Source organism: Bradyrhizobium sp. AUGA SZCCT0431, from assembly GCF_018131065.1.
Classification (GTDB): domain Bacteria; phylum Pseudomonadota; class Alphaproteobacteria; order Rhizobiales; family Xanthobacteraceae; genus Bradyrhizobium.
Window position 1 is genome coordinate 149,939 of record NZ_JAFCLR010000007.1, and the last position, 13,218, is coordinate 163,156.

Annotated in this window: 15 protein-coding genes; 7 read left to right on the top strand and 8 right to left on the bottom strand. The window is 64.8% G+C overall.

Going from position 1 to position 13,218, the window contains the following annotated elements; genetic code table 11:
• Position 1: 1 nt before the first annotated feature.
• Positions 2–409, bottom strand: coding sequence for a response regulator (locus JQ567_RS08710; protein WP_212438431.1), 408 nt, complete (start codon positions 407–409; stop codon positions 2–4).
• Between the two features lie 213 nt (positions 410–622).
• Here JQ567_RS08710 and JQ567_RS08715 point away from each other — a divergent pair, with 213 nt between their 5' ends.
• Positions 623–1,486, top strand: a complete 864-nt coding sequence (locus JQ567_RS08715) for a DMT family transporter (protein WP_212438432.1) — start codon at positions 623–625, stop codon at positions 1,484–1,486.
• A 55-nt stretch (positions 1,487–1,541) separates the two neighbouring features.
• Here JQ567_RS08715 and JQ567_RS08720 read toward each other — a convergent pair whose 3' ends face one another.
• Positions 1,542–2,204, bottom strand: a complete 663-nt coding sequence (locus tag JQ567_RS08720; RefSeq protein ID WP_212438433.1) for a BA14K family protein — start codon at positions 2,202–2,204, stop codon at positions 1,542–1,544.
• A 290-nt stretch (positions 2,205–2,494) separates the two neighbouring features.
• Between JQ567_RS08720 and JQ567_RS08725 the strand changes: the two genes are divergently transcribed.
• The 3 genes from JQ567_RS08725 to JQ567_RS08735 all read left to right on the top strand — a co-directional run bounded on the left by JQ567_RS08725 (position 2,495) and on the right by JQ567_RS08735 (position 4,244).
• Entirely contained in the window at positions 2,495–2,905 is a 411-nt protein-coding gene (locus JQ567_RS08725; protein WP_212206654.1) for an NADH:ubiquinone oxidoreductase subunit NDUFA12, read from the top strand.
• Between the two features lie 101 nt (positions 2,906–3,006).
• Positions 3,007–3,447, top strand: a complete 441-nt coding sequence (locus tag JQ567_RS08730) for a MarR family winged helix-turn-helix transcriptional regulator (protein WP_212438434.1) — start codon at positions 3,007–3,009, stop codon at positions 3,445–3,447.
• Between the two features lie 71 nt (positions 3,448–3,518).
• Positions 3,519–4,244 carry a hypothetical protein gene (locus tag JQ567_RS08735; protein WP_212438435.1) on the top strand — a complete coding sequence of 242 codons (726 nt, stop codon included), beginning with the start codon at positions 3,519–3,521 and terminating at the stop codon, positions 4,242–4,244.
• Between the two features lie 283 nt (positions 4,245–4,527).
• Here JQ567_RS08735 and JQ567_RS08740 read toward each other — a convergent pair whose 3' ends face one another.
• Positions 4,528–5,214: a DJ-1/PfpI family protein gene (locus JQ567_RS08740; protein ID WP_212438436.1), complete on the bottom strand. Its 687-nt coding sequence runs from the start codon at positions 5,212–5,214 to the stop codon at positions 4,528–4,530.
• 209 nt (positions 5,215–5,423) lie between these two features.
• Here JQ567_RS08740 and JQ567_RS08745 point away from each other — a divergent pair, with 209 nt between their 5' ends.
• A complete protein-coding gene (locus tag JQ567_RS08745) occupies positions 5,424–6,362 on the top strand; it encodes a GlxA family transcriptional regulator (RefSeq protein WP_212438437.1) in 939 nt (312 codons plus the stop codon).
• A 27-nt stretch (positions 6,363–6,389) separates the two neighbouring features.
• On the top strand, positions 6,390–6,911 hold the full coding sequence (locus JQ567_RS08750) for an N-acetyltransferase (RefSeq protein ID WP_212438438.1): 522 nt from the start codon (positions 6,390–6,392) through the stop codon (positions 6,909–6,911).
• A gap of 59 nt (positions 6,912–6,970) precedes the next feature.
• Here the strand turns inward: JQ567_RS08750 and JQ567_RS08755 are convergent, their stop codons facing one another.
• From JQ567_RS08755 to JQ567_RS08770, 4 genes are all read right to left on the bottom strand, one after another.
• The gene (locus JQ567_RS08755) at positions 6,971–7,474 is read right to left on the bottom strand and encodes a hypothetical protein (RefSeq protein ID WP_212438439.1); all 504 of its coding nucleotides are present in this window, start codon (positions 7,472–7,474) and stop codon (positions 6,971–6,973) included.
• 151 nt (positions 7,475–7,625) lie between these two features.
• The gene (locus JQ567_RS08760; protein ID WP_312017372.1) at positions 7,626–8,834 is read right to left on the bottom strand and encodes a citrate transporter; all 1,209 of its coding nucleotides are present in this window, start codon (positions 8,832–8,834) and stop codon (positions 7,626–7,628) included.
• A 34-nt stretch (positions 8,835–8,868) separates the two neighbouring features.
• Positions 8,869–9,816, bottom strand: a complete 948-nt coding sequence (locus JQ567_RS08765) for an alpha/beta hydrolase (RefSeq protein WP_212438441.1) — start codon at positions 9,814–9,816, stop codon at positions 8,869–8,871.
• Positions 9,817–9,931: 115 nt separating this feature from the next.
• Positions 9,932–10,711 (bottom strand): SDR family NAD(P)-dependent oxidoreductase, encoded by a 780-nt coding sequence (locus JQ567_RS08770; RefSeq protein ID WP_212438442.1) that lies wholly within the window; start codon positions 10,709–10,711, stop codon positions 9,932–9,934.
• A gap of 261 nt (positions 10,712–10,972) precedes the next feature.
• Here JQ567_RS08770 and JQ567_RS08775 point away from each other — a divergent pair, with 261 nt between their 5' ends.
• Entirely contained in the window at positions 10,973–11,974 is a 1,002-nt protein-coding gene (locus tag JQ567_RS08775) for a DUF2155 domain-containing protein (protein WP_212438443.1), read from the top strand.
• A gap of 92 nt (positions 11,975–12,066) precedes the next feature.
• Here the strand turns inward: JQ567_RS08775 and JQ567_RS08780 are convergent, their stop codons facing one another.
• Positions 12,067–13,200, bottom strand: a complete 1,134-nt coding sequence (locus JQ567_RS08780) for an ATP-dependent Clp protease proteolytic subunit (protein WP_212438444.1) — start codon at positions 13,198–13,200, stop codon at positions 12,067–12,069.
• Between the last annotated feature and the right edge of the window lie 18 nt (positions 13,201–13,218).

Consider the following 13,218-nt stretch of genomic DNA (forward strand, 5'->3'; position numbering starts at 1 on the left):
TTCATCTTTTCGAGAGGCGCGCAGGCTGTATCGGTTTGGTGAGGCATTCGTTGACGCCGGTCAACAGCGCGTTGGGCGTGAACGGCTTGCGCAGGCAGCATGCCGCGCCGAGTTCGATGGTCAGCCGCAGCAAATCGGGCGCGCGGTCGGTATTGGCGAAGCCGTAGCCCGACATCGCAATGATCGGAACCTCGGGCCGGCGCTCGTGGAACGTCCGAATTGATTGAAACCCGCGCATCTGCGGCATGAAGACGTCGATCAGCATCACGTCGAAATCGGACGCTTCTAGCGCCTGCATCCCGGCCTCACCACCATCGGCAATGGTGACATCGAAACCCTGGCTCTGCAGACAAACTTCGATGGCAACGCAAACCATCGGGTCGTCATCGACCACGAGAACGCGCGGCACGAGGATTCCTTTTGCTCGGGCTGCAGTCGGCGACTCGCAAAACCCCTGACAAGGATTAAGTCGGAACGTTGACCAGCCGTCTGTATGATAGAGTGCATATAAGATTTGCCTAGAGGCGAATTCGGTAGTCTGTGTCAGAACGAGAACAAATGCGTCCCCGGTTCCGGATCTAAACCCGCCGTGTCCATACATCGCCCAGCGGGTCGTCCCCGAATGTCGCCGCTCGGCCTCATTGTCCTGTCGATCGCCTCGGTGGGCTGGGGCCTCAACTTCCCGATCATGAAACATCTGCTGACCGAGTGGCCGCCGCTGTCGTCGCGCGGCCTGTGCGGCATCGTCGGCGCTGCAGCCCTCGCGTTGATCGCGTTGGCGCGGCAGGAGACGCTCCGCGTTCCCAGAGGAATGTGGCTGCGGCTGTTGCTGGTTTCCACGTTGTCGCTCGGCGGCTGGGTTGCGTTCATGGGGCTCGCATTGCTGTGGCTGAGTGCCAGCGAGGCTGCGGTGCTCGGCATCTCGATCCCGGTCTGGGTGGCGTTTCTGGCGTGGCCGATCCTCGGCGAACGGCTGTCGCTGCTGCGTGCCCTTTCCCTGACGGTCGCGCTGGCCGGCATTGCGGTGCTGATCGGCGGCAGTGGCTTCGACGCCAGCGTCGAGAAGCTGCCGGGCATCCTGTGCGCCCTGGCGGGCGCCGTCTGCGTCGGGCTCGGCACCGTGCTGACCAAGCATTTTCCGCTTGCGATGCCGCCGCTGTCACTGGCCGCCTGGCAGATCGGCCTCGGCTGCCTGCCGATCGCGGTCATCGGGCTCGCCGTCGAACAGCCGCAGCTGGCGGCGCTCTCGGGGATCGGCTGGGCGTCGATGGTCTACATCACGCTGATCCAGTTTTGCCTGTGCTACGTCTGCTGGTTCGCAGCGCTGGAGCGGCTGCCGGCGGCGACCGCGTCGATCGGCACCCTGCTGGTACCGGTGGTCGGCGTGGTGGCGGCGGCGGCCATGCTGAATGAGCCGTTGGGCTTGCGCGAGGTCGCAGCCCTGGTGATCACGCTCGGCGGCGTCGCGGTGGCGCTGCGCGCATGAAAAGAGCGGCGCCCCGGAATGCGCCGCTCTTCCAATTCAGATTGACTGGCTAGCGTTACGGGCAGGGATGCCGCTGCCCGTCATAGCCGAGATAGGTTTGCGACCGGACATCGTAGGAGCGATATTTCTGCCTGCAGGAAGCAACCGTGTCGCCGCCGGGGACCACCGCCACCACGCCGTCATCGACATATTCGTCGCCGTAGTAGTAGGGATCGTTGTAGTAGCCGTAGCTGCTGCCGTAATAGCCAAGCCCGCTGCCGATAAAGGCGCCGGTTGCGAAACCGGGGTAGAAACCGCCGTGGCGATGGCGATGATGATGGCGATAGCCGCCGCCTTGATAGACGCCGCCGCCGCCGCTAAACCTCGGGCCGGGGGCCACACCGCCGCCGATGACGGCGCCGCCGCCGCCGCCACGAATGCCGCCTGCCATCGGTGGGGGTGCACCGCCGCCGCCTCGGAAGGCGCCGCCACCACCGCCACCAATCACCGCTCCGCCGCCGCCTCCGCGGAAACCACCGCCGCCGCCACCGATAGCTGCTCCGCCGCCGCCGCCACCCCCGATGGCTGCTCCGCCACCGCCACGGCCGCCGCCACCACCGCCTCCGCCGCCACCCCCGGCGCTAGGCGGGGCTTGCGCGAAGCTTGGGTTGGGCAGCACGGTCGGTGCAACGAGTGCCGCGATCGCTGCGGCAGAACATAAAACTTTCAAACTGATCATTGTCGGCTCCATCTCCGGGATACGGACCTAACCATTTCAGGAGAAAGGCGTTCCCGAGCCCGCGCACGGATCGTGCGCAGCGCTGAACCTGTCAGGCAGGAACTGTATGCCAAATGAACGGATCGTTCTGATTCCGCGACAATTGGACGCCAAAAACGGGCGCTAAGACGGACACGCCACGGTCTGGCCAAGGTCCGGCGGGGTCTGGGCGTAATTGGCGATCGCGTCTGGACAATCGGGCGCGCCGATGGCATCACCGGCCCACGCCTTCTCGAACCGGCCGAGCCCTCATGAAGCTGTTTCTGCTCAAAATATTCACCTGGTGGAACGGCCAGACCTTCGGCACCCAATTGTGGACGTGGCGGTTCGGCGAACTGGTCGGCCAGGACGAGCAGGGCAATACCTACTATCGCACCAAGGGCGGCAAGATCGATCCGACGCTCGGCTTCCAGCGGCGCTGGGTGGTCTACAACGGCTATGCCGAAGCGACGAGGGTGCCGCCGTCATGGCACGGCTGGCTGCATCACACCGTCGACGTCGCCCCGACCGAAGAGACCTACACCCCGCGCGAGTGGGAAAAGCCGCACCAGCCGAACCTGACCGGCACATCGGCGGCCTACCGTCCATCCGGCTCGACGCTGGCGAGCGGCCGCCGTCCGAAGGCGACCGGCGACTACCAGCCCTGGACGCCGGGAAGCTGAACCACCGCATCGGCGCGTCGCCTGCGCCTAGCCTCACATATTCTTCAACCACTGATCCGGGCTATTGCGTCGGAATGATATGTGTATCTACACTCATTTTCATGGCAACGCGCGAATTCGACACCACCGATTACATGGCCGCCGGCGGCTGCTTCTGCCTCGCGTCGCGGCAGGCCGCGCGGAAGATCACCCGGCTATACGATTCACACATGCAGGAATCCGGCATCCGTGCCACCCAGTTCACGATCCTGTCGCAACTGATGCTGCGCGGTGAAATGCCGGTCGGCAAGCTGGCCGGTTTTCTGGGAACGGAGCGCACCACGCTGACGCGCAATCTGGCGCTGCTCGAAACACAGAAATGGATTTCGACCAAGCCCGGCGAGGATCCCCGCGTGCGCATGATCGCCATCACCGCCCAGGGGCGGGGCGTCGTGCGCCGCAGCTTTCCCTATTGGGCGAAGGCGCAGGCCGAGGCCGGCAAGCTGCTCGGCGCCGACGGCCAGGCGGCCCTGAAAGTGTTGGGTTCTCGAAATCTGGGATGAATGGGACCGGCGTTTTTCGCCCGGCATTTGTGCGTCTTGATACGTGTAATTACACTTAAAAGGAGGCTGCGATGCTCGAACTGATTGGAACGACCGTTTTGACCGCCGTAATCGCGTTGAGCCTGAATGCCGCGATCACCATGATGCCGCTGTCGCCGCTGCAGAAACTGACGACGGTGACCATCGTGGGACTGTGGACTGGCCTGGCTATCGCGCTGGGGACCACCGGCATCTATGCCTCGACGGCGACACCGGTGCCTGTGGTCGGCGTCATGTTGGCCCTGCCGCTCGTAGCCATCGGTGCAGCGGCGCTGTTGTCGGCGCGCTTGCGTGAAACGCTGCTGGCGTTGCCGATGCGCCTCTTGCTCGGTCTCAATGCCCTTCGCATCCTGCCGGGCGCCTTCATCCTGTTGCTGGCGTCGCAGGGAAAACTAAGCGGACCATTTCCGCAATCGGCGGGATGGGGCGACATCATTGTCGGCGTCACCGCCATCCCGTTGATGCTGGTCGCGGCGCGCAACTTTGCCGGCAGCCGTCATGCGCTGCTGGCGTGGAACGTTCTCGGCACGCTCGATCTGGTGGAAGCGGTTGCGCTCGGCGTGTTGTCGGCGCCGGGATCGCCGCAACAGATCTTTGGCGGTGCGGTCGGCTCCACCGCAATGTGGTCGCTGCCGTGGTCGACCATTCCAACGCTGTTGGTGCCGTTCTACTTCATCACCCACGGCATCGTTTTCGCGCAGTTGCTGCAGGGCAAACGCCAGACGGATGCATTTGCTGCGTCGCAAGCGCGCCTGTGAATATCGGGAACAGCGGGGACGGTTGTTACGGTGTGCTTGCGCGCCGAACGCATTCGCCGTTCAATGAACCCATCTTACGGAGATGGGAAACCATCGCGTACGGTTCGGGCTCCAGTTCGCGACTGTCCCGATGAGCAGCGGCACCCGATCAGGATACGGCTGGGAGATAGGCCCCAGTGCAGAGGTTCTGAAATCGCCCGTCAATGTGGCGCCGCCGTAGGAAAGGAAAGGCCGTCTGGGCAACCAGGCGGCCTTTTTCTTGTGCCGTAGCGGAGGCGGCGCGTCACGTCATCCTTGCGGCCGCGCGGCCGATCATTTCGGTGCGGCGGGCTTGCGCGGGCGCGATCTTGTCTTTCATCAGCGCGAGGATTTCCGGCGGCGCGGTGTCGGGCGAGCCTGAATTGAACGGCGGCGCCGGGTTATATTCGAGCCGGAGCTGGATCGCTTCGGCGGTCCGCCGGTCGACCAGCAGCGACACCAGCGTCAGCGCAAAATCGATGCCCGCGGTGACGCCGCCGCCGGTGACGCGGTTGCGGTCGACGCAGACGCGGGTCCTGGTCGGTGTGGCGCCGAACGCGGAGAGAAACTCCATCGCGGTCCAGTGCGTCGCCGCTCGATATCCTTTCAGCAGGCCGGCCGCGCCCAGCACCAGCGATCCCGTGCAGACCGAGGTGATGTATTTGGCGCCATCCGCCTGCTTGCGCAGGAATGTCAGCATCTCCGCGTCATTGACCATATCATCGGTGCCGAAACCGCCGGGCACGCAGATGACGTCGAGCTGCGGGCAATCCGCAAAGGTCACCGTCGGCGTGATCGTCATCACCGAGTCGCTGGGCACAGGCTCGATGCGTTTCCAGATCAGATGCACCTGCGCGCCCGGTACGCTGGAGAACACCTGCAGCGGCCCGGTGAAATCGAGCTGGGTCACCTTTGGAAACAATACGAGACCGATCTGAAGCGGCGCCGACATGAGGACCTCCAACGTTTTGCGAGTTCCGGCCGCTCCCTGTCATTGCCGGGCTTGACCCGGCAATCCATCCACTTCGCAACTCTTGCGAAGGGTGATGGATGCCCGGATCAGGTCCGGGCATGACGACCGCGGCCTTGACTTGTGCATCCTGACATGATGGCCTTCTGTCAGAAATGCCATATTTCCCTCATTTAAGGACATAGCCTCAAATGATCGGTGTGCTGATCTTTCCGGACTTTCAGTTGCTCGATGCCGCGGGGCCGATTTCGGTGTTCGAAATCGCCGCGCGCTTCTCGGGTGCGGCGCCTGCGATCAGGACTTTGGCGGCGACGCCGGGTCCGGTGCGCAGCACCTCCGGCGTCGAGATGCTGGCGCGTGGCTTCAAACCTTCCAGCGCGATCACGACGCTGATCGTGGCGGGCGGCGAGGGCGTGCGAACGGCGGCGATCTGCCCGAAGACGCTGGCTTTCGTGCGTGCTTTGGCCAGGCGCGGCGTCCGCGTCGCCAGCGTTTGTTCCGGCGCTTACGTTCTGGCCGAGGCCGGTCTGCTCGACGGACGCCGCGCCACCACGCATTGGCAACGCACGCGGCACTTCGTGTCGGCCTATCCGAAAGTGAAGCTGGAAGCCGATCGGATCTACACGCGCGATGGCAATGTCTGGACCTCGGCGGGGATATCAGCGGGCATCGATCTTGCGCTCGCGATGGTCGTCGAGGATTACGGCGACGAGATCGCGCAGCGCACCGCAAAGCAGCTCGTGCTGTACCATCGCCGCAGCGGCGGCCAGTCGCAATTCTCCTCGCTGCTGGAATTGAAGTCGCCGACCGGACGGTTCGGACCGTTGCTGGCCTGGGCGCGCGAACATCTCGATGCTCCGCTCACGGTGGAGGACATGGCCGAGCAGGCCGGCATGAGTTCGCGGCATTTCACCCGCGCCTTCATTGCCGAGACCGGCACCACGCCGTCGAAGGCGGTCGAGCGGTTGCGGATCGAGGTGGCGCGGCAGCGCGTGCAGTCGTCCAGCGAGGCGATTGAACGCGTTGCCGAGACCACCGGCTTTCGCGATCCGGAACGGATGCGCCGCGCCTTCATCCGCGCGTTCGGCCAGCCGCCGCAATCGCTGCGCCGCGCGGCGCGCGCGGGGTGAGGCGCTGATGCGGCGAGATCAGCCGACATGATCCGGAAAGCGCACGAACGCGACGCGTCGGCGATCGCTGCGGTGAGCATCGAGGTCTGGATGAACACCTATCTTCGGAAGGGCATCAGTCCACACTTCGCAGACTATATTCTTTCGGAATTTACGACGCAGAATTTTTGCGATGCGATCGGTGATCCCAGCAAGGCGATCTGGGTCTCGGAGAACGGCACCGGAATTGACGGGTTCGTGACCGTGTGTTCATCGGCAACGCCGCCTTTGGCCGATTGCTCGCCGCTGGAAATCAAAACCCTCTTTGTTCGGCCGAGGCAGCAGTCGGGCGGAAGGGGCACCGCATTGTTGCACTGTGCGCTGGAGCATTGCCGGGACCTCGGCGGCGAGAGCGTCTGGTTGACGGTCAATGCCAGGAACAGCCGGGCGATCGGCTTCTATCTCAGGCATGGCTTCAACAAGATCGGCACCACGCATTTTTGGATCGGCGATCAGGCTTACGAAAACGACGTGATGAAGATCGATATCCGGCGTCCGCCCGCAGGGTAGGCCGCCGCAACGATCGCAGGTGCAATCGCCGCGGCGAATGGCGCGGTAGGCACACATCTCTATCGGCGGAAATCCAGCCGTCCCTCTGGAAAGCAGCCATCTATGCGCCTGTTGTCAACGATCAGGCCGATCCAGGGGCGGGTGATCGCGGGGCTGGAGAGGTTGATATATTTTCCGACCAGCTGCTGTGGGCCATCGCGTTTGGCATCGATCAGGCCTTTGCGCGCGCCGGAATCCCAGTCGAAATAGAGATAGACGCGATCTTGCGCTGCTTTCGCCTGGCCTCGGCCCTGTTTCCATTTGTCGGCAGAATCGCCAGCGATCGTGGGATCCGCGCCGCCATTCCAGCGGCTCGACCAATTTCCTTCGATCGTGCCCGGCAGGCTTGTGCCGTCAGCCGTGCCCCAGTTCGCTGCGTTCACATCGTCGGCGGCGCCTTCCAGCGTCGTACTGCCGGCAAATTGCCGGACATCAGCGTCATCGGGATCCGGGACATCCATGACGCCAAATGGATTTCGGGTGCCGGCTTTCGCCGCGGTGTTTCGATCTGCTTTGGGTTTCATCTGGTGTCCTCCAGCTGCAACAGCAGCCTCACGCCTGTTGGCGAAGGCCCGTTTCATGGTGCGGACATTTGCAAGTTGGATGCGCCGGCGACACCCGATTTCCGGAAAGCTATTTGCGGTGGACGCCTGTTTGCAGCGTGGGCTTCCTCAATTAAAGCGGCGCGTCGGGACGCCAGCCGAGGATGGCGAGCATGACGAAAAATCCGACGACGTAGGCGACGGCAATCGGCCAGCCCTGGGTGATCCATCGCCCGACAGATTTTGCCTCCGGATACATGTTCGCCAGGGCGACGCCCGCCGACGAGCCGAACCAGATCATCGATCCGCCGAAGCCGACGGCGTAGGCGAGATAGCCCCAATCATAACCGCCCTGTTTCAGCGCGAGCGCGGTCAGCGGAATATTGTCGAATACCGCGGAGACAAAGCCGAGGCCGAGCGCCGTCGGCCACGAGGCGGCGGGGAGTTTCTCGACCGGCATCATGGATGCCGCCGTCACCAGCGCCAGCAGGAAGATGGTGCCCTTGAAGGTTTCGGGCATCACCGACCAGTCCGGCTTGCGCAACGCCGCGGTCGAAAGGATCACCACCCACACCGCGATGCCGAGCACGGGGACGATGTCGAGCAGGGCCGGGAATTTCAGATTGGCAGTGATGTTGGCGGCCAGCGCGGCCGCGAGAATGGCGGCGACGATCAACACCCTGACAGAGTCGACCTTCCGGCCGCTCGGCGGATTCTTGACGATCGGCGAATAGCGCTGCTGCTGCAGCGACGCGGGCACGGCGAAGATCAGCATCGCGGCGATGGCGGCAATATAGGCCTCGACGACGGCGAGGGGACTGACCCCGGCGATCCACATCATGGTGGTCGTGGTGTCGCCGACGACGCTGCCGGCGCCTCCCGCATTCGAGGCCGCGACGATGGCCGCGAGATAGCCGATATGGACCTTGCCCTGGAAAACACTGCGCGCGACGGTGCCGCCGATCAGGGCGGCGGCGATATTGTCGAGGAAACTGGACAGCACGAACACCAGCACCAGGAGGATGACGCCGCCCTTCCAGTCGTCCGGCAGCAGCGCCGGCATCTCGTGGGGAATCCGGCTTTCCTCGAAATGCCGCGACAGCAGCGCAAATCCCATCAGCAGCAGGAACAGATTGGCCAGCGTCACCCATTCGTGCGCCATGTGGTGGCCGAGGCCACCAAGGCCGGCGCCGTATTTGAAGCCGGTGAAGATCAGCTTGTAGAGGATGATGGCCGCAAGCCCCGTCAACGCGACCGGCAGGGTGTGGTGATGAAACAGCGCGACGCCGAGCAGCGTGAGCGCGAACAGGATGAAGTCGACGGGTATTCCGAACAGGAGCATGGTCGCCGTCAATTCCTTCGCGCGGGCGAATTTGTCAATTCAGCGCCTTCAGCCAGATCGCGATCTCGGTGGCTGCGACGTTGGCCTGCTGCAGGAGCTTGCCCATGGTGAAGAAGCCGTGGAACTGGCCGGGGAAGTGCTTGTAGGTCACGGGCACGCCGGCTTCCTTCAACCGTGCGGCGTATTCGTCGCCTTCGTCGCGCAGCGGATCGCCGCCGGCGGTCAGCACATAGGCCGGCGGCAATCCGGCCAGCGTTTTCGCGCGCGCCGGTGAAGCCTGCCAATTATCGATGTCGGCGGGACCACTGAGATAGTGGTTGCAGAACCATTTGATGACGGAATGCGTCAGCAGAATGCTGGTCTCGGGCTCGCTGTGCGAGGGGTGCTTCATCGCAAAGTCCGTCGCGGGATAGATCAGCACCTGGCCGGCGAGCTTTGGCCCATCGCCGTCACGCGCCGCGAGCGCAACGACGGCCGCGAGATTGCCGCCGGCCGAGTCGCCGCCGACCATGACGCGCGCCGCGTCGATGCCGAGGTCTTTCGCATTGGCCGCGACCCATTTCGCCGCCGTGACGGCGTCGTCAACGGCGGCGGGGAATTTGTGCTCGGGGGCGAGGCGGTAGTCGATCGAAATCACGATCAACTCGCCTTCATGCGCGAGCTTGCGGCAGACCACGTCGTGGGAATCGAGATCGCCGATCACCCAGCCGCCGCCGTGATAGAACACCAGGCAGGGCGCAAGGCCGCCGGTCTTTCGCAGCGTCTTCGGCGTGTAGATGCGCCCCGGGATCGTGCCATGCGGGGCGGGGATTGAGAGCGGTTTTGCGGATTCCAGTTCCGGCGGTTCGGGATTGGAGACGGGCCGGCCGGCCAGATACATCTCGCGGGCCTGGGTCGGTGTTCCCGACTCATAAGGCGGGCGTCCGGCTTCCTGGAAGGCCTTGTAGACGGCGGCGGCATCGGGATCGAGAACGACGGGCATGGTGGCGCAGACCTCTGTTTTTTAGCCGTGTCATTCCGGGGCGATGCGAAGCATCGAACCCGGAATCTCGAGATTCCGGGTCTGGTCCTTCGGACCATCCCGGAATGACAGAATCCTAAGCGGCGGTGCGACCGCCGTCGACGGTGTAGGCGGAGCCGGTGACGTAGCTGGCCTCGTCGGACGCCAGGAACGCCACGACGGAGGCGACTTCGGAAGCCTGTCCGAGCCGCCGCGCCGGAATCCGGTCGACCATCTTTTCGATCGGCATCGGGGCATTGCCACCATTGCGCCCCTGATAGATCGTCGACAGCATCCGGCTGTCGATCAGGCCCGGACACACGCAATTGACGCGGACGCCGGTGCCCGTGCATTCCCAGGCCGCACTCTTGGTGAGGCCGATCACGGCGTGCTTGCTGGCGCTGTAGACCGCGATATGGGGCGATCCCATCAGGCCCGCGATCGAGGCGGTGTTGATGATGCTGCCCTTGTTCTGTTTGAGCATCACCGGCAACACGTGCTTCATGCCGAGGAAGACGCCGACCACGTTGACGTCGAGCACTTTTCGAAAACTCTCCAGCGAGTATTGCGGGATCGGCTTGATGTCGCCCTCGATGCCGGCGTTGTTGTAGAAGGCGTCGATGGTGCCGAATTTGTCGACGCTGGCGCGGACATAGTCGGCGACTTCGTCTTCCTGGGTGACGTCGGCGGCGATCGCGAGCGCCTCGGCGGAGGCCGGCAGGTCCTTGATGGCGGCCTTGAGGTCGGCCTCCTTGCGGTCGACGGCGACAATGCGTGCCCCGCGCTCGGCGAGCAGCCTGATGGTGGCGGTTCCGATGACACCGGCCGCACCGGTGACGACGGCGACCCGGCCGTCCAGGCGAATTCGATCGGTCATGTCTGGGGTTTCCTCTGGCTCGTCCGGTTGTCCCGGATTTTCATGGTTTTCGCGACGGCAACCCGCGCGAAAGCTGATCGAAACCGACTATTTCATTTGTGGCGGGGGCTGACCAGTGGCCCCGGTGCGGGCGAAGCCCGTCCCCGGGACGGGGGTAACCGCCCTTTCCCCGCCGTATTCGGCGTGTTAACCGGTGGGCACGCGAGCGGCGGATAAGATTGTACTATGTCGCGAGCCCGATTCGCCCTTTAAAGCCGCGAGATGTTTCGAACCATTGCCCTGACTGGTATTGCGGCCCTGGTGGCCGCCTCGACAATCTCGCTTGCGCCGCCCGCGCGCGCGCAGATCGGCAATATTTTTTCCGATCCGCCGCTGCGGCCGCCAGGCGCGATCCCGCGTGGCAACCAGCAGCAACAGCAGCAACTCGACGACGACGAGGAAGTGCCCGAATTGCCGCGCGGCCGGCTGCTGCCGACGCCGAACCGCCCCGCCCCGGGGCAGGGCGTGCCGCCGCCTGGAAGCGTGCAGACCCAGCCCTTGGCGCCGCCGCCCGGCACCACCGTCGTTCCACAGAATACCCAGCCGGGTATCGCGGTAGCGCCGCCGCAGCCGGGCGCGCCGGGCGCCGCGCCGCCCGCGGCCAACGCGCTGCCGGGCCAGCCGCCGGGTCGCCAGCCCAAGGGACCGGTGCCGCCGGCCTCCGCCAGCCTGCAGCCGGGCGACGAAGTGGTGTCCGAGCCGCCGGCATCGAAGGTTACCAACAAGAAGGCGAGCTTCTCCGGCCTCGACAAGATCACCGGCCGGATCATCAATTTCGACGAGGACATCGGCGAAACGGTGCAGTTCGGCGCGCTGCGCGTGAAGACGTCGGCCTGCTACACGCGCCCCTCCACGGAAGCCGCCAATACCGACGCCTTTGTCGAGGTCGACGAGATCACGCTGCAGGGCGAGGTGAAGCGGATCTTCTCGGGCTGGATGTATGCTGCGAGCCCCGGGCTGCACGGCGTCGAGCACCCGGTTTACGATATCTGGCTGACCGACTGCAAAGGCCCCGACCAGACCATCGTCAGCGCGCAGCCTGAATTGCCGAAACCGGCTCCGCCGCCGCCTGCCGCCAAGCGCCCGCCGGCGCCGAAGCAGGCCGCGCCGCGTCCGCCGCCGTCGGGGCTGCCGCCGCAGCCGCAGTTCCAGCAGCAACCGCCGCCACCGCCGCCGCAGCAACAACGGCCCGGTGGGCTGTTTGGTGGATTGTTCGGGAATTAGGCGGCGTCCCCGGCGCATCGGTTCTCGTCGATGCCAGCAGACTACGCCAAGGCGAATCTTCGCAGCCGGGATCGGGCAGGCTCCGCAATCCCTTAAAGCGGCGCCCCCTGATAGGCCGCCTGCGTCTTCGGCAGCACGGGCAGGGTACGCGAGGCGGGAGCAGATTGCGCCGGCGCGGCGCTTGCCACCGGCTTCGGCGGCTGCGGGTTGAAGATCGACGTCACCACGCGCTCGCGCAGCAATTCGCTCTGTTCGGGAAACCACATGCCGGAGGGACCTGCGCTGTTGGCGCGTTCGGCGAAGGCGGAGCTGAGGCCGAACTTCTCAAGGCGCGCCTGCTCGCGGGCAATCGAGATGCGCTGTTCGTTCGCGGTCATGCCGCGGAAGTAAGGCTGGTGGAAGCCGAGCCGTGCGTTCGCGTGCAGATAACGCTGCTTGCCGCCGAGGAACATGATGGTACAGGCGGAAGCGCATTGATGGGTAACGTAGGTCGATAGGCCTCGCGCCTTGATCAGGTCGGAGATCTTCTGCGCCTCCGCGACGCGCCCGCCGTTCGAATTCAGCCGCACGGTGCGCACATTGTCCATCGCCTTCAAAATGGTCTCGAACTCCTTCGCCGTGCCGAACGAGATACCTCCGGAGAAATCCAGCATGGTGCCATTGTTCAGCACCTTGAACTGGTGTGACGCGAGGCGCGCATCGCCAGCCGCGATCTCGTAGATGCCGAGGCCCTGCGGAATCGCAACGTAGTAGACACTGTAAACGAGGTGGAGAGCGCCGAGCGCCATGGTCGCCTTGGCGGCGGTGCCCCAGAAGCGCTTTCCTGCGCGTCGGTAGGCGGTCGCCGCACGCCAGACGCCGATCGCGCCCCAGATCGTGAACAGGATGATCGCGGTCCAGGTCAGGCCGTGGGAGATCAGCCAGCGCACCGGCTGTTCGCCAACGCGTGGGTTGATCGCAGCGCCCAGAACGCTGGACGCAAGTCCGAAGCTGGTGCCCAGCACCACATAATTGATCCAGTAGGAGCGCGGCAGCGAGAGTTCGCCGCGCCAGTGCCGCGCGATGACGTTCTGCGCCGGGCGCTTGGGCAGCGGCGGCGGCAACCGGGCCGGCATGACGAAGCTGAGCGGCGGCGGCACGCTGGCAACGGCCAGTTCGGCGCCGTGGTTCGCGGCGGAGTTTTCGCCGGGCTCGGCCGCCAATGTCGCGTGCAGCGCGTTGCTCATCTGAGCGATCCCTGTCGT